The sequence below is a fragment of the Hephaestia sp. MAHUQ-44 genome, assembly GCF_023806085.1.
Lineage (GTDB): Bacteria > Pseudomonadota > Alphaproteobacteria > Sphingomonadales > Sphingomonadaceae > Sphingomonas.
Map to the genome: position 1 here is coordinate 42077 of NZ_JAMSLX010000006.1, position 25420 is coordinate 67496.

Sequence of the window (25420 nt, forward strand, 5' to 3'; positions counted from 1 at the left end):
CTCCTGTGTTGGCGTGGAAAGGCCGCTTAGCCTTCGACCGACAGAATCTCGCGGCCGTTATAATGGCCGCAGGCGCCACACAGATTGTGCGGCCGCTTGAGTTCGCCACAATTCGGGCATTCCTGGTACGCGTGCGGCGTCAGCGAATCGTGCGCACGGCGCATGCCGCGCTTCGAAGGAGAGGTCTTTCTCTTGGGGACGGCCATTTCGGCACCTTATTTCGTGTAAATGCTACCGGGGCGCGATAGGCCCGAACGTGGCATGAAGCAACCAACGGCCCCGAAAGGCCGCGGTAAGGCACCACGGCCAGACGCATCGCGAAGCGTGGCGCTATACCGATTTTGAACAGCGTTGCAAGCCGCGCGGCGCCATGCGATCCCCCTGGGCGACAACATGGGGAGGGAAAACGGCATGGCCCTGATCATCTTGCCGGTGACATTGGTGACCGCGGGCGGCGCGGCGCTGATCAACGCCTGGCTCGCCTGGCGGATCGGCACGGTCCGTCGCACCGCCGCGGTCAGCATCGGCGACGGCGGCAATCTGGCGCTGGCGACCCGGATGCGCGCGCAGGCCAATTTCGTCGAGAACGCGCCCTTTATCATCATCCTGATCGGCCTGATCGAGTTTGCGCAGGGATCGTCGATCTGGCTGTGGGCGGTCTCGGCGGTGTTCCTGATCGCACGGGTCGGGCATGCGCTGGGGATGGAAGGCCTGCGCTACGGCCGGATGGTCGGCACGATCGTCACGATGCTGCTGCTCGTGGTGCTCGGCATTTACGCGGTGCTGCTGCCCTTCCACGACGCCCCGCGCACGCAGATCGAGCTGCCGATCGAATCGCTGCGGGGGTGACCCTGCCCTTCCGTTCGCCCTGAGCTTGGCGAAGGGCCGCTCTCCTCACGCGCTGGGGAAAGATACGGTGCCTCGACAAGCTCAGCACGAACGGCGCGCGCAAAAATCCTATCGCGCGATCGCCGCGTCGCTGACGAAGGGATTGTGGCGGCGTTCGTGCGCGAAGTTGCTCGACGGGCCGTGGCCGGGGATGAACGCGGTGTCGTCGCCCAGCGGCCAGAGCTTTTCGACCACGGTGCGCAGCAATGTCTGGTGGTTGCCGAGCGGGAAATCGGTGCGGCCGATCGAGCCCGCGAACAGCACGTCGCCGACCAGCGCCAGCTTCGAGGGCGCGTGGTGGAAAATGACATGGCCCGGCGTGTGGCCGGGGGTGTGATAGACGTCGAGCGTGAGATTGCCGACGGTCACCTGATCGCCGTCGTTCAACCAGCGGGCGGGCTCGAAGGGGACGCCGCGAATCCCGTAATTGCGGCCGTCCTCGTCGAGCCGCGCGATCCAGAAGCGGTCCTCCTCCTGCGGCCCTTCGATCGCCACGCCGAGATCGTCGGCGAGCGGCTTGGCCTCGCCGCAATGATCGATATGGCCGTGGGTGAGCAGGATCTTCTCGACCGTGACGCCGTGCTGCTCGGCCGCCGCCTTGAGCTTGGGCAGATCACCGCCGGGATCGACGAAGGCGCCCTTCATCGTTTCGGTGCACCACAGCAATGTGCAATTCTGCTGGAGCGGGGTGACGGGGATGATCGCGGCGCGAAGCGGAGGCTGGGACATCGCCGGGAAATAGGCACGCGCGACGATCATGCCAAGCACGAGACTTGCCCGACCCCACCCTTGGCGTGCATCTGGACCGACGATGCTCGCCGACGCCCCCCCTCCGTTCGTCCTGCTCGACGACGCTGCCGATGGCGGCGCGACGCTATATCGCGCGCCCGTGAGGGTGATCGCGGCACGCCAGCTCGCCGATATTCGCCCCGCGCTGGAGGCGCTGCGCGCGGCGCGGGGCGACGGGCTGCACGCGGCGGGCTATCTCGCTTATGGCGCGGGCAGCGGGATCGAGCCGCGGATCGCGGCGGTCGGCGACGATCGCCTTTTGCTCTGGTTCGGGCTGTTCGAGCGGGCCGAGGCGATCGCGGCCGATCGGGTGGCCGGCCTGCTCCCCGATCCGGCGGCAGCGTGGTGCGCGGCGCCGCGGCCGACGATCAGCGACGCCGATTATGCGGCACGATTCGCGCGCGTGCTCGATTATATCCGCGCCGGCGATCTGTATCAGGCCAACCTCACCTTCGCTGCCGAGGTGGCGATTCTGGGCGATCCGCTGGCGCTCTATGCGCGGCTGCGCGCGCAGGCGCGGGCCCCCTATGGCGCGGTGGTGCATACCGGCGACACGTTGCTGCTGTCGCTGTCGCCCGAACTCTTCTTCCGGCTCGATGCGGGCAGGTTGCTGGCGCGGCCGATGAAGGGCACCGCGATACGCGGCGATAGCGAGGCCGAGGATCGTGCGATCACCGAACGCCTCGCCGCCGACCCCAAGCAGCGCGCCGAAAACCTGATGATCGTCGATCTGCTGCGCAACGACCTGACCCGCGTCGCGCGGCCGGGGAGCGTCAAAGCACCACGGCTGTTCGCGGTCGAAACCTATCCGACGATCCACCAGATGGTGTCCGACGTCGCCGCCGACCTTGCCGAGGGGCGCGACGCGGTCGACGTGATCGCGGCGCTGTTCCCGTGCGGATCGATCACCGGGGCACCCAAGATCCGCGCCAGCGAAGTGATCGCCGAGATCGAAGCGAGCCCCCGCGGCGCCTATACCGGCGCGATCGGCCGGATCGGCGCTGACGGCGACGCGATCTTCAACGTCGCGATCCGCACGCTCGACATGGTGCCCGGCGGCGCAACCGCACGGTTGGGGCTGGGATCGGGGGTGGTCGCCGATTCGAATGCCGCCGAGGAATGGGCCGAATGCCTCGCCAAGGGCGCGTTCGTCACGGCCGGCCAGCGCCGGTTCGACCTGATCGAGACGATGGCGTTCGATCCGCACGCGGGGATCGCGCTGCTCGACCGGCATCTCGAACGATTGAAGGCAAGCGCGCAGGCATTCGGAATCACCTTCGATCGCCATGCGACACGCAACGAATTGCAGGCTGCAACCTTCCGGCTGCGCGAGGCGCGGCGTATCCGGCTGTTGCTCGCCCCCAGCGGCGCGATCGCGATCCAGATCTCGCGCCTGCCCGCCGCACCCGCCGGGCCGGTCGCGGTCGGCATCGTTCCCGCGCCGTTCGCGGCAACCGACGTGCGCTGCCGCCACAAGACCAGCGACCGCGCGGCCTATGACAGGCCACGCACCAACGCGGGCACGTTCGAAGTCGCGTTCGTCGATGCGCACGGCTTCCTCACCGAAGGCAGCTTTTCCAGCCTGTTCGTCGCGCGCGGCGACACGCTCGTCACGCCGCCGCTGGCGCGCGGGCTGCTGCCCGGCGTGCTGCGCGCCGAGCTGATCGATACCGGGCGCGCGATCGAGGGCGATCTGACCCCGGCCGACCTCGAAGGCGGCTTCTTTATCGGCAATGCGCTGCGCGGGCTCATTCCGGCGGTTGCAGTTGCGAACGAGGCAAGGCTATAGCGCCCCCGCCTTATTGTAGGGGACATTCACGCCATGCAGACTTCCGCCGCGCTCGGCCGCATCAAGCCGTCGCCCACGCTTGCGATCACCAGCAAGGTGCTCGAACTGAAGCGCGCCGGGGTCGATGTGATCGGTCTTGGCGCCGGCGAGCCCGATTTCGACACCCCCGATTTCATCAAGGACGCCGCGATCGAGGCGATCCGCGCGGGGCGCACCAAATACACCAATGTCGACGGCACAGCCGAATTGAAGCAGGCGATCGCCGACAAGTTCAAGCGCGACAACGGGCTTGCCTATGAGGCCAGCCAGATCAGCGTGAACGTCGGCGGCAAGCACACATTGTTCAACGCGATGGTCGCGACGCTCGATCCGGGCGACGAGGTGGTGATCCCCGCGCCCTATTGGGTGAGCTATCCCGATGTCGTGCAATTTGCCGGCGGCGTGCCCAAATTCGTCGCGGCGGGCGCCGACCAAGGCTACAAGCTGGCCCCCGAAGCGCTCGAAGCCGCGATCGGCCCCAGGACCAAATGGGTGATCCTCAACTCTCCGTCGAACCCGACCGGCGCGGGCTATACCGCCGCCGAACTGAAGGCGCTGGGCGAAGTGATCGAGCGCCACCCGCAGGTGTGGGTGTTCGCCGACGACATGTACGAGCATATCGTCTATGACGGGTTCGAATTCGCGACGATCGCGCAAGTCTGCCCGGCGCTGTACGAGCGCACGCTGACGGTCAACGGCTGTTCCAAGGCCTATGCGATGACCGGCTGGCGGATCGGCTTCGCCGGCGGCGCGCCGTGGCTGATCAAGGCGATGGCGAAGCTCCAGAGCCAGTCGACCTCGAACCCGTGCTCGATCGCGCAGGCGGCGGCGGTGGCGGCGCTCAACGGCGACCAGAGCTTCCTCAAGGAGCGCGCGCAGGCGTTCCAGGGGCGTCGCGATCTCGTCGTGTCGATGCTCAACCAGGCCGACGGCGTCACCTGCCCGACGCCCGAAGGCGCGTTCTACGTCTATCCCGAACTGTCGCAGCTGATCGGCAAGACGACTCCCAAGGGAGTGACGATCGACAGCGATTCGACGTTCGTCGAATATCTGCTCGAAGAGGCCAAGGTGGCGGTGGTGCCCGGTATCGCGTTCGGCCTCTCGCCGGCGATGCGGATCAGCTACGCGACCTCGGACGCGCTGCTGCTCGAAGCGTGCGAGCGCATCCAGACGGCGTGCGCAGCGCTCAGAGTCTGATTCGAAGTCCGGCACCGGCCCGCTCCCCCCCAAAGTAATACTTTGTGGGGACCCCGTGGAGGAACGGGCCGGTACCGAACCATCCGAAAATCCGCCTTCGGCGGAATTTTCGGATCAGACACTCAGATGAACGGATCGCCCAGCGTGCGTTAAGCCGCCGGGCGACACACCGGTTGCCAGTATCGCGAGTCGGATTCTCCGATTCGCGATGGTCTTTGCCACCGGCGCGTTCGCGGGCACCCGCGCGACGCAGGATGGATAGAAAAGGTAAGAACGATGCGAACCATCCTGAAATCGGGCTTCCTCTGGCAGTTTCTTGGCGGGTTCGCGCTGGGCGCGGTTGGGCTGGCCGGGCTGCACCTCGCCAACCCCGCGAGCGCGCCCACCGAAGCGGCGGCCCCCGCCGCGCGCTGAAGCGCGCATAACGCCTCCGCAAATGTGCTAGAATAGGGGCTCGTCAGGCCAGCGGAGCGCCGAGTCGCGCGCCGCAGGAGGGTTCCCATGCTGCGCCGCTTGATCGTGCTCGCGGGACTGGGCGGCCTCGCCGCCATCGCACTGCCGCTTGTTCCCGCCGCCGCCGAACACGCGGTGGCGATCCCTGCGCCCGCGCTCGATGTGCCACGCACCCCACATCTCCAGACCGCGGTGCTTGCGGGCGGCTGTTTCTGGGGCATGGAAGCGGTGTTCGAACAGGTGAAAGGCGTGACCTCGGTGGTCAGCGGTTATGCCGGGGGCAGCAAGGCGACCGCGCATTATGGCGCGGTGAGCACCGAAGCGACCGGCCACGCCGAGGCGATCAGGATCATCTACGATCCCGCGCAGGTGAGCTACGGCACGTTGCTGCGCGTCTATTTCTCGGTCGCGCACGACCCCACGCAATTGAACCGCCAGGGCCCCGATCGCGGCCCGAGCTATCGCTCGGCGATCTTCGCGCAGACGCCACAGCAGCACAAGGTGGCGGCGGCCTACATCGCGCAACTGACGCGCGCGCACGCGTTCAAGGCGCCGATCGTGACGCGACTCGAGACCGGCGGCTTCTATCCGGCCGAGGCGGTTCATCAGGATTTCTTCCGCCGGAACCCGACCAACCCGTATATCGTGCGCTGGGACAAGCCCAAGGTCGCCGCCTTCCGCGCCGCGTTTCCGAAGCTGGCGGTGTAGTGCTGCGCCTACGCAGCGCGCTTCACCGCCGTGGATCAAACGCCGTTGCGGGCGCGGCCAAGAAGGCCTAAATCGCCGCGATGAACATCTTTCTCGTCATCCTTCTTATCGCCGCGATGATCGCGACGGTGGTCGCGCTCATCCGCGGCATTGTCGCCTTCCTCAAGACGAGTCAGGCTGACCTCGACGGCACCCAGCCGAGCCCGTCGAGCCTGAAATCGAACCGGATGATGCAGTTTCGTATCTTTTTTCAGGCGCTGGCGATCATGATCGTCGTGGTGATCCTCTTCGCCGCCGGGCGTACCTGAGCGTTTTTGGCAGGTATACCGCACCGGCCCGCTCCCCCACCCGGCCACAAGATGGCAGGGGTGGCCAGGCGGCAGCGCGGGCCACTACAGTAGCGAAAAGGGGTGGTCGCACTGGTCAAGCTCAACAAGATTTACACGCGCAAGGGCGATGACGGGACCACGGGGCTGGTCGATGGCTCGCGCCGCGCCAAGAACGATCCGCGCATGATCGCGATCGGCGATGTCGACGAAACCAACAGCGCGATCGGCGTTGCGATCGTGGCGATGGCCGACAGCGCGCCGGATCTCGTCGCGGGGCTGATCCGTATCCAGAGCGACCTGTTCGACCTCGGTGCCGATCTCGCCACGCCGGGCGAGGATTTTACACCGTCGGAAATGGTCTTGCGGATCATCCCCTCGCAAGTCGCGCGGCTCGAGACCGAGATCGATGCGATGAACGGTGCGCTCGCGCCGCTGACCAGTTTCATCCTGCCCGGCGGCACCGCCGCGGCGGCCGCGCTCCACGTCGCGCGCGCGACCACGCGCCGGGCCGAACGCGCCGCGGTGACGGCGATGCCGATCAACCCGCAGGCGCTCGCCTATCTCAACCGGCTGTCCGACTGGCTGTTCGTCGCGGCGCGGGTGATGAACAAAGCGGGCACCGAGGACGTTCTCTGGCAACCCGGCGCGACGCGCTAAAGCAAGGATCACCTGCTCGCGAGACGATGATCGACCCAGTTCCCTCCGCCGCCCCCCCTTCGCTTGCGACCCGGTTCGCGGCGATTCGCGCGCTCAGCCGCGCGCTGGTCGGGCCGCTGTCGGATGCGGACGCCACCGTCCAGTCGATGCCCGATGCCTCGCCTGCCAAATGGCACCTCGCGCATACCACGTGGTTTTTCGAGACCTTCGTGCTGCGCGATGGCGTGCCGGGCTATGCGCCGTACGACGCGCGCTTTCCGTTCCTGTTCAACAGCTATTACGAAGCCGAGGGGCAGCGCCATGCGCGCGACCGCCGGGGCATGGTGACCCGCCCCAGCCTCGACGAGGTGCTCGCCTATCGCACCCATGTCGATGCGGCGCTGCTCGCCGCGCTGCCGGGGCTCGGGGCCGAGGCGCGCGATCTGGTGACGCTGGGCTGCCATCACGAGCAGCAGCATCAGGAATTGCTGCTGACCGACATCCTTCATCTGTTCAGTCGCAACCCGATCGAACCGGCGCTGTGGCCGGCGACGCGCCAGCATCCGGTGCCGATGCCGGACGCGATCCGCTGGATCGACGGCGCCCAGGGCGTGGTTGAGATCGGGCATGACGGCGACGGGTTCGCCTTCGACTGCGAGGGACCGCGCCATAAAGCCTTGCTCCACCCCCATGCGCTTGCCGACCGCACGATCACCAACGGCGAGTGGCGCGCGTTCATCGCCGACGGTGGCTATGCCGAGCCACGCCACTGGCTGTCCGACGGCTGGGCATGGGTGCAGCGCGACGCGATCACCGCACCGCTTTATTGGGAACGACACGGCGACGGCTGGACGCGCTTCGGGCTCGACGGGCGGCACCCCATCGACCCCGCCGCGCCGGTGACGCATGTCAGCTTCTACGAGGCCGATGCCTATGCAAGCTGGGCCGGTGCGCGATTGCCGACCGAGGCCGAATGGGAGGCCGCCGCCGGAGGGCATGATCCGGCAAGCGGCAACCAACTCGATACCGTCGGGCCGGTCGCACCGCGCGCCGGGGCCGCACCCGGCTTTTTCGGTGACGTCTGGGAATGGACCGGCAGCGCCTATCGCCCCTATCCCGGCTTTCGCCCCGCGCCGGGCGCGGTCGGCGAATATAACGGCAAGTTCATGAGCGGGCAGTTCGTGCTCAAGGGCGGCTCATGCGCGACCCCGCGCGGACACGTCCGCGCGAGCTATCGCAACTTCTTCTATCCGCATCAGCGCTGGCAATTCACCGGGGTGCGGCTGGCCAAGGACCTTTGACGGAGCAACGCACGATCGCGGACCACGAGACGATTGCAGCCGATCCGGCGTTCCGCGCCGATGTGCTCGCGGGGCTGGCGGCGCCGCAGCGCGCGGTGCCGGCGCGCTGGCTGTACGACCGGCGCGGCTCGGAATTGTTCGAGGCGATCACCGACCTGCCCGAATATTATCCGACCCGCACCGAAACGGGCATTCTCACCGCGAGCGGGCCCGACATTGCCGCCAAAGTGGGGCCGGGCCGCGCGGTGGTCGAGTTCGGATCGGGATCGTCGGCCAAGACCCCGCTGCTGCTGCGCGCGATCGCGCCCGCGGCCTATGTGCCGATCGACATTTCGGGCGATTTCCTGCGCGATTCGGCAGCCACGCTCGCGAAGGAATTCCCTGCGGTGCCGGTGATCCCGGTCGAGGCCGATTTCATGGAGCCGATCACGCTGCCGCGCGCGATCCGCGCCCTGCCCAAGCTCGGCTTCTTTCCCGGCTCGACGATCGGCAACCTCGTGCCGCGCACCTCGGTCGATCTGTTGCGCGCGATGCGCGAATCGCTTGGCGACGACGCGTTGCTGCTGATCGGGATGGATCGGGTGAAAGGCGAGGACGTGCTGGTGCCCGCCTATGACGACGCGGCCGGGATCACCGCGGCGTTCAACCTCAATTTGCTCGACCGGATCAACCGCGAGCTTGGGGGCACGATTCCGGTCGATGCCTTCCGCCACCGTGCGATCTGGAACGAGACGCTGACCCGGATCGAGATGCACCTCGAGGCGACGCGCGACGTCAATTTCACGATCGACGGGCATGATTTCGCGATGACGGCAGGCGAGACGATCCACACCGAGAACAGCCACAAATACGGCCCCCGCGACGCACGGATGCTGCTGCTCGCGGGTGAATGGACCCCGGTGGCCGAATGGACCGACGCCGACGATCGCTTCGCATTGCTGCTCGCCGAGGCGCGGCCCCGCAGGAAAGCGCCTTAGGGCGCGTTTGGCAATGCGCCTTCCGGCGCATTGCGGCGGCACCGGCCCGCTCCCCCACGGGGTCCCCACAAAGTAATACTTTGTGGGGTAACACCCCCACCCCACCTCCCAACGGCAGTATACTGAATGGGAGGTGGGGTGGGGGAGCGGGCCGGTGCCGCCTCGGAAATCGCTCTTCCGCGATTTCTCAAACAGACTCCTACCGCCGCACCACCTGCGTACGCCAGGTCGTCAGCAAATTGGGGTTGCCGCGACATTCGCCCATCGCCGCTTCCTGCGCGAGGCGGAACATGCGGCCATCCCAGACGAAATCCTGTTCGACCCCGCAATCACCCAGACCACGCCCTCTGGCGTAGCTCGACACCACGCCGCCCGAGACGCTGGGGTTGACGACCTCGGGCAGGTCGGCGGGCGCATCGGTTTCCGAAAAACCCGAGGCGGCATCGATCCGGGCGGGGGCAGGCTTGCCGTCCTTGAGCACGAACATGACCGAGCTGAAATTATAGGCGCCGCGGCTGCACGGCACGAGCACCAGCGTCGCGCCGTCGCCGAGCGGGTGCGCTTCGGGTTCGATATCGGCGACCAGCGTACCGTCGCAGCCCGCGCGCTGTTTCAGGTCGGCCGCCATCGTCGCGCCGATCTGCGCACTGCCGGTGGCGACGGGCGGCGCGACGATCACCGGCAGCGCAGGCGCCGCGGGCACCGCGCTCGCGGGCTGGTTGCCCTTGGCGACGATCGCGGTGACGGTGCCCGCGCGATGCTGCTCGGCATCGATATAGCGCAAACTCGCCGACGCCCCCGCGAGCGAGAGCGTGGCGAGCACCGCACCGTGCGAATCGCGCACCGTGAGTTGCTTGCCGTTGGCCAGCGCATAAGCGATCGCGGTGGCGGCATTGCCGGTCACGATCGTGCTGCCGTCTTTCACCGCCGGGAACGCATCGCCCACCGGGGTATTATCGACCACGAGCCTGGCCGGGATCACGCCATCCTGATTGACCATGAGCGCGACCGCGATCGTGCCGTCGGGCCCGGCCTCGCGGGTCAGCGCGAGGTTGACCGCGTAGAAATCGCCATCCTCGGGCGAGAGCGAGGCCATCGAGCATTCGCCGCCATTGTCGCACGCGACCGTCCAGTCGGCGAAGGTGCGCGGCGCGGCGGGACGCGGTGGGGCGTGGCTATCGGGCGCATCGGCGGGCGACGGCGCGGCGGCGGCGCCGGTGTCGGCCTTGGCCGTCGGCATGGCCTCGTTGCCGGGCGTGGAACCCGAACAGGCGGCGAGAGCGGACAGGAGAGCAAGCGCGGCGATCGATTTCATGATCTCGTCTTATCTGTTTCAGTGTCGCTGAAACAGGGGCGGCGCCGGCGCCGCTTCCACGCCAGTGGAATAAACTCTAGAGCGCCTCCAGCAGGGAAGTTTTTGGATCAGGGGAACAGCGAGATGCAGGCAGTCGGCGTAATCGGCGCGGGGCAGATGGGCGCGGGGATCGCGCAGGTTTCCGCACAGGCGGGGTATCATGTGCTCCTGACCGACATCTCGAAGGACCGCGCCGAGGCGGGCAAGGCCGGGATCGCGAAGCAGCTTGGCCGGCTGGTCGAGAAGGAAAAGATCGACGCGCAGGCGCGCGACGCGACGCTCGCCCGGATCGAGCCGATCGACGGCGTCACCGGCATGTCGACCTGCGGGCTGGTGATCGAGGCGGCGACCGAGCGCGAAGAAATCAAGCGCGCGATCTTCGCCGATGTCGGCAAGGTACTCGGGCATCAGGCGGTGCTGGCATCGAACACCTCGTCGATCCCGATCACGCGGCTCGCGCAGGCCTCGCCCGATCCCAGGCGCTTCATCGGCGTGCATTTCTTCAACCCCGTGCCGCTGATGGGGCTGATCGAGGTGATCCGCGGGCTCGCCACCGCCGACGACACCGTCAAGATCGTCGAGACCTATGCCGCCGCGCTCGGCAAGCGCGTCGTCCACGCCAACGACGCGCCCGGCTTCATCGTCAACCGCGTGCTGATGCCGATGCTCAACGAAGCGTGCTTCGCGCTCGGCGAGGGCGTGGCGACGATCGCCGATATCGACGCCGCGTGCCAATTGGGGCTCAACCATCCGATGGGGCCGTTCACGCTCGCCGATTTCATCGGGCTCGACACCTGTCTGGAGATCACCAAAGTGCTGTTCCACGGCACCGGCGACCCCAAATTCCGCCCCGCGCCGCTGCTCGTCAAATATGTCGAGGCGGGCTGGTACGGCCGCAAGACCAAGCGGGGCTTCTACGATTATGCGGGCGATACCCCGGTGCCGACGCGGTGAGTATCTAGAGCCGCAGCCCGAACCGGGGGCCGACCCACATCATCGCCGCGTAAAGCGCGATGGTGAGGACGCAGCCGGCGAGCAGCGCGATCCAGAACGGTACGCCGTGCCGCAACAAGGCCGGTATCAGCAGGAACATCGGCAACGACGGCAACACGTACCAGAAGGTTGCGGCGGCGTGCTGGGCCATGTTCTCGGCGTCGGGCCGCGCGCGCCACAGCCAGATCATGCCCAGAATCGACACCAGCGGCAGCGAGGCAATCAGGGCGCCGAACGCCGGCTGCCGTTTCGCAATTTCCGAGACGAGCGCGATGATCACGCCCGATACCAATGCCTTGACGATCAGGAACAGCACGACATCACGCGATCAATAGCCCCGCGAGCGCGGCCGACATCAGATTGGCGAGGCTGCCCGCGATCAGCGCGCGGATGCCGAGCTTGGCGATCATCGGGCGCTGGTTGGGGGCGAGCCCGCCGGTCACCGCCATCTGGATCGCGATCGACGAGAAATTGGCGAAGCCGCACAGCGCAAAGGTGACGACCGCGACGGTGCGCGGGCTGAGTGTATCCTGCACCTGCCCGAGATCGATATAGGCGACGAATTCGTTGAGCACGATCTTCTCGCCGAAGAAGCCGCCCGCCGCGCCCGCTTCGTGCCAGGGGATGTTGAGCAGGAACATGACCGGCTTGAACACCATGCCGAGCAGCCCCTGAAAGGTCAGCCCCGGCAGCCCCACCAGATTGCCCACCCCGGTGAGCAGCCCGTTGGCGAGCGCGACCAGCGCGACGAAGGCAAGCACCATCGCGCCGACCGCGACCGCGAGCTTGACCCCGGTCTGCGCCCCTTGCGCGGCGGCCATGATGATGTTGGCGGGCTTTTCCTCATCGTGCGTCGCATCGGCCAGCGCGATTTTTTCATCCTCGGGATGGTCGCCCAGCGGCAGCTCGCCATCGGTATCGGCGGGCGTATCGGGCATGATGAGCTTGGCCATCAGGATGCCGCCGGGCGCCGCCATGAACGAGGCGGCAAGCAGATAATCGATGCGGATGCCCATCGAGGCATAGGCCGCGAGGATCGTCCCCGCGACCCCGGCCATGCCGCTGGTCATCACCGTGAACAATTGCGCTGGCGTGAGGCCGGCCAGATAGGGCCGAATGACGAGCGGCGATTCGCTTTGGCCGACGAAGATGTTGGCCGCCGCGCACAAGGATTCGACCTTGGAGACGCCGATCACTTTCTCGATCCCGCCGCCGATCCAGCGCACGACGAGCTGCATGATCCCGAGATAATAGAGGATCGAGACGAGGCTCGCGAAGAAGATGATGACCGGCAGCGCGGCGATCGCGAAGCTGTTGCCGCCGATGTCGGGGCTCGCGAGCGGGCCGAAGATGAAATCGACCCCGGCCTTGGCATAGCCGAGCAGATTGGAGACCCCGCCCGACAGAAAGGCGAGCACCGATTTGCCCCACGGCACGTAGAGCACCAGCACCGCGATCCCGACCTGGAGCGCGAACGCGGCGCCGACGACGCGCAGGCGGATCGCGCGGCGATCGGTGGAGAGCGCGACGGCGATCCCGAGGATGAGCAGGATGCCGGCGATGCCGATCAGGATTCGTGTCATGCGATGGCAGTTCCGCGCTTACGATCAGGAGCACGCGGCCCCCGGCTGCGCGACGGCAACGATGACACGACGTTCGGCGCGACGCTAGACCTATCGTGTGCTCGCCTCCCCCGTTTCCCCGCGGCGTACAAGGTGCTTTTGCATCGCGATTCTTTTGACTAGCATCGCGCGCCATGAGCCAATCCGCGCCCGCGATCCCACGATCGCTTTTCGCTTTCTCGATCTTCTACGGCGGGATGGTCTGCATCGCAGGCGTGCTCGGCAACAAGCAGGTATCGCTGGGGCCGGTATCCGAACTGGGCAACCTGTTCGGCATCGGCCCGCTGGCGGTGGAAGCGGGGATCTTCGCGTTCCTGCTGCTCGTCGTCACCTCGAGCGCGGTCGCCGAGCTGCACGGGCGCACCCTCGCCAACCGGCTGGTGCTGATCGGCTTCGTGCCGCTGATCGTATCGATCATCCTGTCGGTGATCGTCCACGCGCTGCCCGCATCGCCGGCGATGCAGCCCGAGAATCGCGACGCCATCCAGCGCATTCTGGGCGGCACCTGGCGCATCTGGACCGGCGGGATCGTCGCCTATGGGATTTCGCAGACGCTCAACGTCACGATCTTCTCGGCGCTCAAGGGGCACGAGGGCAGCCGGCTGCTGTGGCTGCGCGCCGCGCTCGCCAGCATCCTCAGCCAGATCGTCGACACGTTGCTGTTCGTCACGATTGCCTTTGCGGGCGTGTTCCCGATCGGCGAATTGCTCGCCGGGCAGATGCTCGCCAAGGTGGTGCTCTCCGCGGTGCTGGTGCCGCCGGTGATCTATCTGTTCGTCGCGATCGGACGGCGGCTCGATGGTTCTCCTCGGGTCGAAGCGTGACGCAAGCGCGGATGCTTTCGCTGGCGTGACCGCCACGCTATGGGAGCGCGCATGACCGATCATACGCCCTCCCCCGCCTTGCTCGCCAAGGCCGAAACGCTCACCGAGGCGCTGCCCTATCTCCAGCGCTATGCGGGCGAGACCTTCGTCGTCAAATATGGCGGCCACGCGATGGGCGATCCCGAGGCGCAGCGCGATTTCGCCGAGGACGTGGTGCTGTTGAAGGCGGTCGGGATCAACCCGGTCGTGGTTCATGGCGGCGGGCCGCAGATCGGCGCGATGCTCAAGCGGCTGGGGGTCGAATCGCACTTCGTCGGCGGTCTCCGCGTCACCGACGCCGCCACTGCCGAGGTCGCCGAAATGGTGCTCGCCGGCAAGATCAACAAGGAGATCGTCGGCTGGATCGCGGCGCTGGGCGGGCGCGCGGTGGGGCTGTCGGGCAAGGACGCCAACCTCGTCATCGCCGAGAAGGTGCGGCGCACCGAGCCCGACCCCAATTCGGGGATCGAACGCCATGTCGATCTGGGCTTCGTCGGCGATCCGGTGCAGGTCGATCCGCGCATCCTGACCAATCTCGCGGCGGACAATTTCATTCCCGTGGTGGCGCCGGTGGCGCTGGGCGCGGACGGCGCGACCTACAATATCAACGCCGACACGATGGCGGGCGCGATCGCGGGCGCGCTGGGGGCCAAGCGCTTCTTCCTGCTGACCGACGTCGCCGGCGTGCTCGACAAAGCGGGCGAATTGCTGACCGATCTCGACGAGGCGAAGATCGCCGCGCTCAAGGCCGACGGCACGATCTCGGGCGGGATGATCCCCAAGGTCGATACCTGCGTCGCCGCGGTCGAGGCGGGGGTCGAGGCCGCCGTCATCCTCGACGGGCGGATCCCGCACGGGATGCTGCTCGAAATCTTCACCCGCCGCGGCGCGGGTACCCTGATCGGGAAATAGGCGTTGGGGCGGACAGGGGTTGTTGCCCCGCGCCGCTTTCCTGTAACCACTCCCCTTTCCTCATGCCTGCGGAGGCCCGCTTGATCGCCGTCTTTCAGATCCTGACGATTCTGCTCAACATCCTGTGGTGGATCATCATCGTCCAGGCGATCATGTCCTGGCTGATCGGGTTCAACGTCATCAACCTCCACAACGAGCTCGTCCGCTCGGTGTGGTACGCGCTCGAAAAGATGACCGACCCGCTGTATCGCCCGATCCGCAAGATCATGCCCGATTTCGGCGCGCTCGATCTGTCGCCGCTGGTCGTGCTGCTGATCATCTACATCCTGCAGGCGGTGGTGCTGCCCAATCTCGCGATGTCGCTGATCGCGCCCGTCACCTATTGAGCGGCTGGCGCGCGACCGAAGCGGGAATCGCGCTGGCGGTGCGCGCCACCCCGCGCGCATCGCGTGACGGCTGGGGCACGCACGGGCCCGACCATTTCGGCGTCCGCATCGCCGCCCCGCCGGTGGACGGCGCCGCCAACGAACGGCTGATCGCGTTCGTCGCCAAGGCGTTCAAGGTCGCCAAGCGCGACGTGGCGCTGATCGGCGGCGACACCGGGCGGCTCAAGCGGCTGGCGATCACGGGCGATCCCGACACGCTGGCGGGAATCGCCGCGAGCCTTTATGGGGCGCAGACATGACGGCAGAGATCATCGACGGAAAGGCATTCGCGCTGGGCTTGCGCGCGCGCGTGGGCGAACAGGCAGCGGCGTTCACCGCCAAGACCGGGCGCAAGCCGGGGCTTGCGGTGGTGCTCGTCGGCGAAGACCCGGCCTCGTCGGTCTATGTCCACTCCAAGGGCAAGGCGACCGCAGCGGCGGGGATGCAGGGGTTCGAGCACCGCCTGCCCGCGACCGCCAGCCAGGCCGAGCTGATCGCACTGGTCGATACGCTCAACGCCGATCCCGCGGTCGACGGCATCCTCGTCCAATTGCCGCTGCCCAAGCACATCGACGACCGCGCGATCATCACGCGGATCGATCCCGACAAGGATGTCGACGGCTTCCACCCGGTCAATGCCGGGCGGCTCGCGACCGGGCTTGAGGGTTTCGTGCCGTGCACGCCGCTGGGCTGCCTGATACTGCTCAAGCACCAGCTCGGCGATCTCGCGGGCAAGGATGCGGTGGTCGTCGGCCGGTCGAACATCGTCGGCAAGCCGATGGCGGCGCTGCTGGTGAAGGAAAGCTGCACCGTCACGGTCGCGCATTCGCGCACCCGCGACCTCGCCGGCGTGATCCACCGCGCCGATATCGTCGTCGCCGCGGTCGGCGTGGCCCAGCTCGTCAAGGGCGAGTGGATCAAGCCGGGCGCGGTCGTGATCGATGTCGGCATCAACCGCACCGAGGACGGGCTGGTGGGCGATGTCGATTTCGACGGCGCCGCGAGCCATGCGGCCGCGATCACCCCGGTGCCGGGCGGGGTCGGCCCGATGACGATCGCGTGCCTGATGCGCAACACGCTGGTCTCGGCGTGCCGGCGCGAGGGCATCGCCTATGACCGGCACGCGCTGGGATGAGCATCGCGGCGCTCACCGAATTGTTCGTCTCGGCGCTGATCACCTTCTTCGTCGTTATCGATCCGCCGGGCTGCGCGCCGATCTATGCCGGGCTGACCGCGGGCGCGAGCGCAGCGCACCGGCGCGCGATGGCGATCCGCGCGGTCGGCGTCGCGGCGCTGATCCTGGTCGTGTTCGCGCTGTTCGGGCACGATATCCTGCGCGCGCTCGGCATCAGCCTTGATAGTTTCCGCATCGCGGGCGGGATCATGCTGTTCCTGATCGCGCTCGAAATGGTGTTCGAGAAGCGCACCCAGCGCCGCGAGGATCGCGCGCAGAAGATCATCGATACCCCCGAGGTGGAGGACGTCTCGATCTTCCCGATGGCGATGCCGATGATCGCCGGGCCGGGATCGATCGCGAGCGTGATGCTGCTGATGTCGCAGGGGCAGGGTATCCCGCACACGCTGGTGATCCTCTCCGCGATGGGCGTGATCCTGCTGCTCACGCTCGCCGCGCTGCTGCTGGCTGGGCCGCTGATGCGCATCCTTGGCGCGAAAATCGAGGCGGTCATCACGCGACTGCTGGGCGTGTTGCTGGCCGCGCTGGCGGCACAATTCGTCATCGACGGCCTGATCGCAAGCTTCGGCAACGCCTGACGCGGGCGGCCGCCCTCGCCTCGGCGGGCAAAAGAGTATATGATCGCCGGTGCGGGAGGGCTGGGCTTCGGGAGAGGCACCAATGACGACGCTCGCTCAATCGACCCCCGCCCCCGATGCGGCGGAGACGCGCATCCACCAGATCGACGGCGACGACCTGCGCTGGGCGCTGCGTGAAGGCTGGAACGATTTCCGATCGATGCGCGGCGACATCCTGTTCGCGGCCTTGCTCTATCCGCTGATCGGGTTGATCGCGGCGGCGATCACGTTCGATTCGCGGCTGCTGCCGTTGTTCTTTCCGCTCGTCGCCGGGCTCTCGATCCTCGGGCCGATCGTCTCATCGGGCTTTTACGAACTCGCGCGCCGCCGCGAGGAAGGGCGCGAGGCGAACTGGACGCACTTCCTCGATCCGCTCCGCGAACGACGGCGCGGGATCGTCGAGCTGACGATCTGGCTCGTCATGCTTTTCCTGATCTGGCTCGGGGTCGCGTGGCTGGTCTACGATCTGACGCTGGGCGCGCTGGCGCCGGCCGATATCGGCAGCTTCCTCACCGCGCTGTTCACCACGCGCGAAGGCTGGACGATGATCGTTCTGGGCAATGTCGCGGGCGCCGTTCTCGCCGCGGTCACGATCGCGACGACGCTGGTCGCGGCGCCGATGGTGGTCGACAAGGCGGTCGAAGCCGACAGCGCGATCGCCGTGTCGCTGCGGGCAACGCGGGCCAATGCCGGCACGATCACCCGCTGGGGGCTGATCGTCGTCGCGCTGCTCGTGATCGGCGCGATTCCGGTGTTCATCGGGCTGGCGGTGGTGCTGCCGGTGCTCGGCTACGCGACCTGGCACCTTTATACGCGGCTGGTGGAGCGGTGAACCGATTCCACTGACGTGGAAGCGGCACCGGCCCGCTCCCCCACCGGGTCCCCACAAAGTAATACTTTGTGGGGTGCACCCCGCCCCGCCTCCCATTCAGCATAATGTCTTGGGAGGTGGGGCGGGGGAGCGGGCCGGTGCCGCCGCTGTTTCAGAGGGCCCTGAAACAACGGCTATAAATCCTCAGCCGTCGGAGACGCGCTCGATATCCGCGCCCACCGCGGAGAGCTTTTCCTCAAGCCGTTCGTAACCGCGATCGAGGTGATAGACGCGCTGGACGTGCGTCTCGCCCTCGGCCGCGAGCCCGGCGAGGATCAGGCTCATCGAGGCACGCAGATCGGTCGCCATCACCGGCGCGCCGACCAGTTTATCCACCCCGCGCACCACGGCGGTGCGGCCGCGGACCTGAATATCGGCGCCCATGCGCGCAAGTTCGGGCACGTGCATATAGCGATTCTCGAAGATCGTCTCGGTGAGCACGCTCGCGCCGTCGGCCTTGCACAGCATCGCCATGAACTGCGCCTGCATGTCGGTCGCGAAACCCGGATAAGGCGCGGTCGAGAGCGTCAGCGGGCCGAGCCCGCCCGCCGCTTCGACAAGGATGCCGTTCTTGTGCTCGGTGACGGTGACGCCCGCCTCGGTGAGCGTCTGGAGCGTCGCGCGCATATCGGCGGCATGCGCGCCGATCAGATCGAGGCTGCCGCCGGTGATCGCCGCCGCGCAGGCATAGCTGCCCGCCTCGATACGATCGGGCATCACGCTGTAGGTCGTGCCGTAGAGCCGGTCGCGGCCCTCGATCTCGAGCGTTTCGGAACCGATCCCGTCGATCGAGGCACCCATCGCGACGAGCATTTTACACAGATCGACGATCTCGGGCTCGCGCGCCGCATTTTCGATGCGGCTGCCGCCCCGGGCAGCGACAGCCGCCATCAGCGCATTCTCGGTCGCGCCGACCGACACCACGGGGAAGGTGACGCAGCCGCCCGCGAGCCGCCCGCCGGGTGCGATCGCCTTGACATAGCCCGCGGTGACCTCGATTTCGGCGCCCAATTCCGCGAGCGCTTTCAAATGGAGGTCGATCGGACGGTTGCCGATCGCGCAGCCGCCGGGAAGCGACACCGTCGCCTCACCCGCGCGCCCGATCAGCGGGCCGAGGACGAGGATCGAGGCGCGCATCTTGCGCACGATGTCATAGGGCGCGTGGGTCGCGGTGAGGCGCGCCGCGCGGATCGTCATCACCCGGCCGAAATCCTCGGGCCGCGCGCCCTCGGTATGGGTCGAGGCGCCGAGCTGGTTGAGCAGATGCCCGAAACTGTCGACATCGGCGAGGCGCGGCAGATTGCGCAGCGTCACCGGTTCCTCGGTAAGCAGCGCGCACGGCATCAGCGTCAGCGCGGCGTTCTTGGCACCCGAAATCGGGAGGCGGCCCTGGAGGCGATGGCCTCCGCGGATAAGGATGCGGTCCATTGGCGGGCTTTAGAGCCTGTCCCGCCCAGCGGCAATGACCGTGATGGACGCCTCAGGCGCGCATCACGCCTTTTCGAGCGTGCATTGCAGCGGGTGCTGGTTCTCGCGCGCGAAATCCATCACCTGGCCAACCTTGGTCTCGGCGACCTCATAGGTGAACACGCCGCACACCCCCACCCCGCGCTGGTGGACGTGGAGCATCACCCGCGTCGCTTCCTCGATCGACATGCGGAAGAAGCGCTGGAGGCACAGAACGACGAATTCCATCGGCGTGTAATCGTCGTTGAGCATCAACACGCGATACGGCGTCGGCTGGCGCGTCCGCGTGAGCGTGCGCGTGGCAAGGCCGGTGCCTGAGCCGCCGTCCTCGTCATGGTCATCGTCGGGCGGCGACGCCATCGCCCGGGGGGTGTTGGAATGGTCGATCATGCAGGCTGAAAATATGGCAAGCCGAGGCGGAAGGGCAAGGGGCAGTGGGCGACGTTCACCCTCTTTCGTCATTCCCGACGAAAAGGGCGACCGCCGATTCGGCAGCCGCCCTGAAGCGTCCCCGGCCCGTTCACCCACACCACCGGCCCAAACATTACGCGGGCGATGAGCAAGCGAACGGGCCGGAGCCGCGATCGGGCTCAGCGTAAGCCGAGCCCGATATCGGGAGACGGATCAGGCGCCGAGCTTGATCTTCTCGGCGGCAACCGCGGCGCGGCTCGACAGCGGCTGGGCAACGTCGCCCGCCAGCTTGAGCACGGCCTCGGTCTTCTTCGAGGTTTCGGCCACCACCGCATCGAACGCCGAGCGGAGATAATCGCTCTGGAGCTTGAAGAATTCGGCCGGCGACTTGACGGCGGCGAACTGCTTCAGCGTGGCGGTAGCGTCCTCGAACGACTTGCGGCCATATTCGGCGCTGTCCTGGCCGATCGCCTCGAAGCCCTTGGCGGCAATCTTCGACGATTCGACGATCGCCTCGATATTGCCCTTGGTGAAATCATTGACCTCTTCGAACAGCTTCGTGCTCTTCTCGACCGCTGCCTTGGCGCGATCGTTGAAATCGGCGAACAGGGTCTGGGCCTGGGCGGTGGCGTTCTTCACGGTGTTTTCCATCGGTTCGGTTTCCTTGTGAGCGGCCGCGGTCGCGGGGAATACAGATGATTCGTTAGTCGTCGCGGCAACCGTGGGGAGCGATGTCGCCGGCGCGGGCACGGGGCGCTTATTGGGCGCCGACGCACGCTTTGCGGCCGGACGGGGTGCACCTGTGGTCTGCCTGGACGAGGGATCCTTGCGGGCCATCGGGCCTCCTTCTCATCGATTGCTGCATTGCACAATAAGCATGCCGGAAACACTTTTCAAGCGAAAATTGTGCGTCGCAACAAGGCGCGAGGGATCTTGATCGCGCGCGGGGGCCGTACCGGCCCCGCCTCAGTTCAACCGACGCTTTCGGGCAGTGCCCAGTCGATCGGCGGCTGACCGGTCGCTTCCAGGAAGGCATTGATCTTGGAAAACGGGCGCGAGCCGAAGAAGCCATTATGCGCCGATAGCGGCGACGGGTGCGGCGCCTTGAGCACCAGATGGCGGCCGCCTTTATCCACCGAATCGACGAACGCCGCCTTTTTCTGCGCATATGCCCCCCAGAGCAGGAACGCGACCGGCGTCTCGCGCGCGTTGACCAGCCGGATCACCGTATCGGTGAAGCGTTCCCAGCCGCGCCCCTGATGCGAGGCGGCGCGGCCGGCCTCGACCGTCAGCACCGCATTGAGCAGCAGCACGCCCTGTTCGGCCCAATGTTCCAGAAAGCCATGGCGCGCACGGGCGATGCCGAGATCGGCCTCGAGCTCCTTGTAGATGTTGACGAGGCTGGGCGGCACGCGGACGCCGGGCTTGACCGAAAAGCACAGGCCATGCGCCTGGCCGGGGCCGTGATACGGGTCCTGACCGATGATGACGACGCGGACGCGCTCGATCGGGGTCAGGTCGAGCGCGCGGAACCATTCGGACCCGCGCGGAAAGATGTGCTTGCCCGCCGCCTTCTCGGCGACGAGAAACTGCCGGAGCGCCGCCATATACGGCTGGTCGAACTCGCTCGCGAGCGGCGCGAGCCAGCTCGGATGAAGGTTGATGCCACGTTCCGTCACGTTCAGGGGCATGTCCGAAAGGCGCGGGTCGTGTCAACGCAGGGCGCACTGCTTGACCGTCGCGCTACACCGCCATAGCCTGCCTGCTTCGGCAGCGTCGCGAGAACGCGCCGGACCGAGGGGGTGCCCATGAACGTCACGTTCGCCATGCTGGCGGCGCCCGTCGCATTGATCGCGGTGGCGCTGCCGGCGCAGGACCAGGCCGGCGACATCGCCGACAAGATCATCAACAACCCGAACCCGCAGGCTTTCCAGGTCTATAACGCGCCCGAACCCGCACGCGTGGTGGCCGACAAGAAGGTGCAGGGAGGCCATGCGCTGCGCGTCCAGATTCCCGGTGGCAGCGCGCAGCCGTGGTCGATCTCGCTTTCCGACCCGATCGACAGACCGGTGGCGAAGGGTGATCGGCTGGTACTCGCTTTCTATGCGCGCGCCGCCAGAAGCGAGGCCGCCGGCGGCGGCGCGCATCTGCCCAACAACGGCGTCCAGCTCGCCAGGGCACCCTATACCGGGATTTTCGGCGGTGCGGTCGACATCACGCCCGACTGGACGATGTATCATCTGCAAGGCGTCGCCGATCGCGATTACGCCGCCGGCGAGCTGGCGGTGTCGATGCACCTCGCCTCGGGCAAGCAGACACTCGAATTCGGGCCGATCTTCGTGCTCGATCTCGGCCCGCCCTCCTAGCGTCGATCCGGTTCTAAAGGAACCGGATCGCCCCTGGATTATCTTTTGATTGCCGTTATTTCCGAGTCGCCAGATGATTCCATCTGGCTCGAAATCACTCTGACCAACTGAGTGTTTCGAGGTCGCGGATGCCGAGCGCGCGCCGGCGGCTTGGAGCCCGCGCGCGGGTGTGCTTCACTGGCCTCCACTGGTGTCTGTGGAGTGCCGACCGATGCTCGAACATGTTCCCCGTTGGCTTGGTACGGCGATGCGGGGGATGCGCGCGGGCGCGGACAAGCTCGCGATCGTCCAGCTCAGCGACGGGGTGGAATTGGCGACGATCGACCTGATGAGCCCGGCCTTCGCCAATGAAGGCCGGCTACCGCCACGCTTCACCGCCGATGGTGCGGGGGTGTCGCCGCCGCTCGTCTGGGGCGCGCTGCCGCCCGCGACCGCGGCGATCGCGCTGATCGTCGAAGATGCCGACGCGCCGACGCCGGCGCCGCTCGTCCATGCGATCGTCTGGGATCTGCCGCCCGACGAACACCGGATCGCCGAGGGCGCGATCACCGCCGACGGCGCGGGCGAAGCCGATGGCCGCGATGTCGGCCGGCATTCGTTCTTTGGGGAGGGCTGGCTGCCGCCCGATCCGCCGACCGGGCACGGCGAGCACCGTTATGCGTTCCAGCTCTTCGCGCTCGACGACGATACCCCCGATCCCGGCGAAACCCCGCGCCGTGCCGCGCTCGTCAAGGCGATGCGCGGGCACGTGCTGGCGGCGGGCTTGTTGATCGGCACCTATTCGCGCGGCGAACCGCGGCCGATCGGCACGTCGCCCGCGGTGACGGGGCTGGCCTCGGCGGGGCGCGGCTAACGTCGGTCCGGTTCCAACAGAATCGGACCGACTCTGGATGATCTTTTGTTTGCCGCGATTGCCGAGTCGCCAGATGATTCCATCTGGCTCGAAATCACGCTAGGCCAGACCGGTGATCCCGGCGGCGCAACCGGCGATCAGCAGGGTTGTCGCCGCAAACGAGGCGAAAGCGATCAGAAAACTACGCATTTGAACACGTCCGGAAAAGCGTTCCGATTCAGGCGATCGGCACGACGGGCACGGCAGCGCCGATCATCAGCGCGGCGAAGACGAACGCACCGACCAGCGAGATGGCGAAGCGTTGCGCGGATTCGAGACGAAACATCATGATAATACTCCTTGCCTGGGCTCGATCGGAAAGGCCGATCGATCATGCCCTGTTCATCGCAAGGGGTGTGCCAACTTCATAAGTTATTGAAATTACGTCGCACGAGATTCGGCATCGCGCCACATTGGCGCAGCGCGCCAGATATGCGGTGTGAAATTCGCTATCTGTTGGCAATCTCGGTTGCCGCAGCGTGGACGCGATTGCGGCCCGCGGCCTTGGCGGCATAAAGCAGCCGGTCCGCGCGACCCAGCACGGTGCCCAGCGCCTCCCCGGCACCGGCGAGCGTGAGCCCGGCGGAAAAGGTGATCGCGCCCAGCGGCGCATCGCTTTCGCGCAGCAGATAGCGCTTGCCGGCAACGCTGGCGCGGGCGCGATCGAGCAGCGCCTCTGCCTCGGCGAGCGACACGCCGGTGAACAACACCGCGAATTCCTCGCCGCCATAACGTGTCACGAGATGATCGACACACACAGCGCTGAGCGCGGTGGCGATCGCCCGCAATACGCGATCGCCGACCGCGTGGCCGAACCGGTCGTTGACCTGCTTGAAATGATCGATGTCGCACATCGCGAGGCAAAGCGCCGGCCCGGTCTCACCGGGGGGCCGATAATGTTCCTCGAGCGCCCGCCGGTTGGGCAAAGCCGTCAACGGATCGCGCTGGGCATCGGCGCGCGCCTCCTCGAGCGCACAGCGCAGCACCTGCGCCTCGCGCGTCGCGTCGTCGAGCCGCGCTTCGGCGGCGCGCGTCCGCGCAACCATCGCGCGCGCGACCGCGACGATTTCGGTGACCGGGCTGACATCGCGTACCTCGCTGAGCGCATCGGCGCCGGCGGCAATCGTGGTGGCGAAGGCATTCGCCTCCGCCTGCACGGTGCGGACGATATGTTCGACGCCTTCGATCTGCAGTTGCGCGCGCGCCACCCATTCGTCGCCGGCGGGCGCCGCCGGGGGCGCCCCGCCCACCGATCCGCCCACCGATCCGCCGAGCGAGGCGATATCGGCCACGGTCAGCCGGACACCGCCGTCGACGAGCCCGGCCACCGCGCGCGCGAGCGGCCCCTGCGGCTCGTTCAGCACCCGATAGACGAAACTGTAGGTGACCGGATCGGCACCGAGCCGGTGGTTGTCGAGAAACGCCCCGATCCGCCTGTACAAATCGCGCGACATCTCGGCGGGCGTGGCGCGCCCCACCGCGCCGTCCGCCGGTTGCTGCCGGCCGCTCCCCGACACATGCGATGCCATTCCCACCCCCCAGGCGTCAGGACAATCAACTACCGATACATCATTGAAATAAAAAGAATCTTACCGCGGATGTGCCGCCCGCCACGCCTTCACCGCCGCGAGCGTCCCGCTGATATGCCCGTCCGGCGCGGATTCGGAATGCGCGTAGATAATCCTGCCGTCGGGCGCGATCACATAACTCGTCCGGCTGGTGATCTGGCGCGGCGCCGCACCGTTGATCGCGACCTTTTTGCCGATATCGACATCATAGCCCGCCACGACGCGCGGCCCGGCGCTGGCGACCGCAAACTTGCCCGCGCATTTCTGGGTCGAGAATTTGGCGAGCGTCTCGACATCATCCGCCGACATGCCGATCACCGTCGCGCCGGCGGCGGTGAAATCACCGATCCGCTCGGCAAAGGCATGCGCCTCGGCGTTGCACCCCGACGTGAACGCGGCCGGGAAAAAGTACAGCACGACCGGCCCCTTCTTGAGCTGATCGGCAAGGTGGATGGTGACGACCTCACCCGCGATTGCGCCGCGAGTCGTGAAATCGGGGGCACGCGCCCCCGGATCGAGCGCGGCGCCGGCGGGAAACGCGACCAGCAATGCGGCCAGTGCTGCAACGGTAAAACGCATCGGTTCTTCTCCCGGCAGGCCCCCGATCTCAATACGCTTCGTGCCCGTCTTGTTCAATCACCCCCCAAAGCGATTGGATAGAAGCGACATGCCGCAGCGCGGCGTCATCCGGCGCGATCCCCATCGCGCGAGTGCCTCGACCGCCGATGCCCATTGCCGTTTGGACGCCCCCTGCCTAG

The 25420-nt window shown here is 67.0% G+C and carries 30 protein-coding genes; 19 read left to right on the forward strand and 11 right to left on the reverse strand.

Annotated features, from left to right (window positions below):
* Nucleotides 1–26: 26 nt before the first annotated feature.
* Nucleotides 27–206 (reverse strand): 50S ribosomal protein L32, encoded by a 180-nt coding sequence (rpmF, locus tag NFE57_RS08250; protein ID WP_252135097.1) that lies wholly within the window; start codon nt 204–206, stop codon nt 27–29.
* A 205-nt stretch (nt 207–411) separates the two neighbouring features.
* Here rpmF and NFE57_RS08255 point away from each other — a divergent pair, with 205 nt between their 5' ends.
* The gene (locus NFE57_RS08255; protein ID WP_252135098.1) at nt 412–849 is read left to right on the forward strand and encodes an MAPEG family protein; all 438 of its coding nucleotides are present in this window, start codon (nt 412–414) and stop codon (nt 847–849) included.
* Nucleotides 850–957: 108 nt separating this feature from the next.
* On the opposite strand, the gene NFE57_RS08260 is transcribed toward NFE57_RS08255, so the two are convergent.
* A complete protein-coding gene (locus NFE57_RS08260; protein WP_252135238.1) occupies nt 958–1617 on the reverse strand; it encodes an MBL fold metallo-hydrolase in 660 nt (219 codons plus the stop codon).
* An 82-nt stretch (nt 1618–1699) separates the two neighbouring features.
* On the opposite strand from NFE57_RS08260, the gene pabB reads away from it, so the two are divergent.
* From pabB to egtD, 8 genes are all read left to right on the forward strand, one after another.
* Entirely contained in the window at nt 1700–3466 is a 1767-nt protein-coding gene (pabB, locus tag NFE57_RS08265) for an aminodeoxychorismate synthase component I (RefSeq protein ID WP_252135099.1), read from the forward strand.
* A 33-nt stretch (nt 3467–3499) separates the two neighbouring features.
* Nucleotides 3500–4702, forward strand: coding sequence for a pyridoxal phosphate-dependent aminotransferase (locus tag NFE57_RS08270; protein WP_252135100.1), 1203 nt, complete (start codon nt 3500–3502; stop codon nt 4700–4702).
* Between the two features lie 276 nt (nt 4703–4978).
* Nucleotides 4979–5116 carry a hypothetical protein gene (locus NFE57_RS08275; RefSeq protein WP_252135101.1) on the forward strand — a complete coding sequence of 46 codons (138 nt, stop codon included), beginning with the start codon at nt 4979–4981 and terminating at the stop codon, nt 5114–5116.
* Between the two features lie 87 nt (nt 5117–5203).
* Nucleotides 5204–5863 carry a peptide-methionine (S)-S-oxide reductase MsrA gene (msrA, locus tag NFE57_RS08280; protein ID WP_252135102.1) on the forward strand — a complete coding sequence of 220 codons (660 nt, stop codon included), beginning with the start codon at nt 5204–5206 and terminating at the stop codon, nt 5861–5863.
* A gap of 80 nt (nt 5864–5943) precedes the next feature.
* On the forward strand, nt 5944–6171 hold the full coding sequence (locus tag NFE57_RS08285) for a twin transmembrane helix small protein (RefSeq protein ID WP_252135103.1): 228 nt from the start codon (nt 5944–5946) through the stop codon (nt 6169–6171).
* A gap of 111 nt (nt 6172–6282) precedes the next feature.
* Nucleotides 6283–6849, forward strand: a complete 567-nt coding sequence (locus NFE57_RS08290) for a cob(I)yrinic acid a,c-diamide adenosyltransferase (RefSeq protein ID WP_252135239.1) — start codon at nt 6283–6285, stop codon at nt 6847–6849.
* 26 nt (nt 6850–6875) lie between these two features.
* Complete coding sequence (egtB, locus tag NFE57_RS08295) at nt 6876–8129, forward strand: ergothioneine biosynthesis protein EgtB (RefSeq protein WP_252135104.1); 1254 nt, start codon at nt 6876–6878, stop codon at nt 8127–8129.
* The gene (gene egtD, locus NFE57_RS08300) at nt 8126–9106 is read left to right on the forward strand and encodes an L-histidine N(alpha)-methyltransferase (protein ID WP_252135105.1); all 981 of its coding nucleotides are present in this window, start codon (nt 8126–8128) and stop codon (nt 9104–9106) included. The genes egtB and egtD overlap by 4 nt, the downstream gene beginning before the upstream one ends.
* Nucleotides 9107–9305: 199 nt before the next feature.
* On the opposite strand, the gene NFE57_RS08305 is transcribed toward egtD, so the two are convergent.
* Nucleotides 9306–10421 (reverse strand): DUF1176 domain-containing protein, encoded by a 1116-nt coding sequence (locus NFE57_RS08305; protein ID WP_252135106.1) that lies wholly within the window; start codon nt 10419–10421, stop codon nt 9306–9308.
* A gap of 123 nt (nt 10422–10544) precedes the next feature.
* On the opposite strand from NFE57_RS08305, the gene NFE57_RS08310 reads away from it, so the two are divergent.
* Nucleotides 10545–11414, forward strand: a complete 870-nt coding sequence (locus NFE57_RS08310; RefSeq protein WP_252135107.1) for a 3-hydroxyacyl-CoA dehydrogenase NAD-binding domain-containing protein — start codon at nt 10545–10547, stop codon at nt 11412–11414.
* A 4-nt stretch (nt 11415–11418) separates the two neighbouring features.
* Here NFE57_RS08310 and NFE57_RS08315 read toward each other — a convergent pair whose 3' ends face one another.
* Both NFE57_RS08315 and NFE57_RS08320 read right to left on the reverse strand, forming a co-directional pair.
* Nucleotides 11419–11769 carry a DUF3147 family protein gene (locus tag NFE57_RS08315; protein ID WP_252135108.1) on the reverse strand — a complete coding sequence of 117 codons (351 nt, stop codon included), beginning with the start codon at nt 11767–11769 and terminating at the stop codon, nt 11419–11421.
* A 4-nt stretch (nt 11770–11773) separates the two neighbouring features.
* The gene (locus NFE57_RS08320) at nt 11774–13036 is read right to left on the reverse strand and encodes a NupC/NupG family nucleoside CNT transporter (protein ID WP_252135109.1); all 1263 of its coding nucleotides are present in this window, start codon (nt 13034–13036) and stop codon (nt 11774–11776) included.
* A gap of 173 nt (nt 13037–13209) precedes the next feature.
* Here NFE57_RS08320 and NFE57_RS08325 point away from each other — a divergent pair, with 173 nt between their 5' ends.
* The 7 genes from NFE57_RS08325 (at nt 13210) to NFE57_RS08355 (ending at nt 17919) form a co-directional block, all read left to right on the forward strand.
* Nucleotides 13210–13899, forward strand: a complete 690-nt coding sequence (locus tag NFE57_RS08325; protein ID WP_252135110.1) for a queuosine precursor transporter — start codon at nt 13210–13212, stop codon at nt 13897–13899.
* Nucleotides 13900–13950: 51 nt separating this feature from the next.
* Nucleotides 13951–14850 (forward strand): acetylglutamate kinase, encoded by a 900-nt coding sequence (gene argB, locus NFE57_RS08330; protein WP_252135111.1) that lies wholly within the window; start codon nt 13951–13953, stop codon nt 14848–14850.
* An 80-nt stretch (nt 14851–14930) separates the two neighbouring features.
* Nucleotides 14931–15236, forward strand: a complete 306-nt coding sequence (locus tag NFE57_RS08335; RefSeq protein WP_252135112.1) for a YggT family protein — start codon at nt 14931–14933, stop codon at nt 15234–15236.
* Complete coding sequence (locus NFE57_RS08340; RefSeq protein ID WP_252135113.1) at nt 15233–15535, forward strand: DUF167 domain-containing protein; 303 nt, start codon at nt 15233–15235, stop codon at nt 15533–15535. Before NFE57_RS08335 ends, NFE57_RS08340 begins: the two co-directional genes overlap by 4 nt.
* A complete protein-coding gene (gene folD, locus NFE57_RS08345; RefSeq protein WP_252135114.1) occupies nt 15532–16410 on the forward strand; it encodes a bifunctional methylenetetrahydrofolate dehydrogenase/methenyltetrahydrofolate cyclohydrolase FolD in 879 nt (292 codons plus the stop codon). Before NFE57_RS08340 ends, folD begins: the two co-directional genes overlap by 4 nt.
* Nucleotides 16407–17048 (forward strand): MarC family protein, encoded by a 642-nt coding sequence (locus tag NFE57_RS08350; RefSeq protein WP_252135115.1) that lies wholly within the window; start codon nt 16407–16409, stop codon nt 17046–17048. Before folD ends, NFE57_RS08350 begins: the two co-directional genes overlap by 4 nt.
* Before the next feature lie 82 nt (nt 17049–17130).
* Nucleotides 17131–17919, forward strand: a complete 789-nt coding sequence (locus NFE57_RS08355) for a DUF2189 domain-containing protein (protein ID WP_252135116.1) — start codon at nt 17131–17133, stop codon at nt 17917–17919.
* Between the two features lie 183 nt (nt 17920–18102).
* Here the strand turns inward: NFE57_RS08355 and murA are convergent, their stop codons facing one another.
* The 4 genes from murA to ung form a co-directional block, all read right to left on the reverse strand.
* Entirely contained in the window at nt 18103–19386 is a 1284-nt protein-coding gene (gene murA, locus NFE57_RS08360) for a UDP-N-acetylglucosamine 1-carboxyvinyltransferase (protein ID WP_252135117.1), read from the reverse strand.
* Nucleotides 19387–19449: 63 nt separating this feature from the next.
* The gene (gene clpS, locus NFE57_RS08365; RefSeq protein ID WP_252135240.1) at nt 19450–19785 is read right to left on the reverse strand and encodes an ATP-dependent Clp protease adapter ClpS; all 336 of its coding nucleotides are present in this window, start codon (nt 19783–19785) and stop codon (nt 19450–19452) included.
* 264 nt (nt 19786–20049) lie between these two features.
* Nucleotides 20050–20487: a phasin family protein gene (locus NFE57_RS08370; RefSeq protein WP_252135118.1), complete on the reverse strand. Its 438-nt coding sequence runs from the start codon at nt 20485–20487 to the stop codon at nt 20050–20052.
* A gap of 320 nt (nt 20488–20807) precedes the next feature.
* Entirely contained in the window at nt 20808–21515 is a 708-nt protein-coding gene (gene ung / locus NFE57_RS08375) for a uracil-DNA glycosylase (RefSeq protein ID WP_252135119.1), read from the reverse strand.
* 129 nt (nt 21516–21644) lie between these two features.
* On the opposite strand from ung, the gene NFE57_RS08380 reads away from it, so the two are divergent.
* Nucleotides 21645–22202: a hypothetical protein gene (locus NFE57_RS08380; protein ID WP_252135120.1), complete on the forward strand. Its 558-nt coding sequence runs from the start codon at nt 21645–21647 to the stop codon at nt 22200–22202.
* Between the two features lie 211 nt (nt 22203–22413).
* Nucleotides 22414–23055, forward strand: coding sequence for a YbhB/YbcL family Raf kinase inhibitor-like protein (locus tag NFE57_RS08385; RefSeq protein WP_252135121.1), 642 nt, complete (start codon nt 22414–22416; stop codon nt 23053–23055).
* Between the two features lie 488 nt (nt 23056–23543).
* Here NFE57_RS08385 and NFE57_RS08390 read toward each other — a convergent pair whose 3' ends face one another.
* Together NFE57_RS08390 and NFE57_RS08395 are read right to left on the reverse strand one after the other, a co-directional pair.
* Nucleotides 23544–24623 (reverse strand): GGDEF domain-containing protein, encoded by a 1080-nt coding sequence (locus NFE57_RS08390; protein WP_252135122.1) that lies wholly within the window; start codon nt 24621–24623, stop codon nt 23544–23546.
* Between the two features lie 60 nt (nt 24624–24683).
* Nucleotides 24684–25241 (reverse strand): peroxiredoxin, encoded by a 558-nt coding sequence (locus tag NFE57_RS08395; RefSeq protein ID WP_252135123.1) that lies wholly within the window; start codon nt 25239–25241, stop codon nt 24684–24686.
* Nucleotides 25242–25420: the final 179 nt, after the last annotated feature.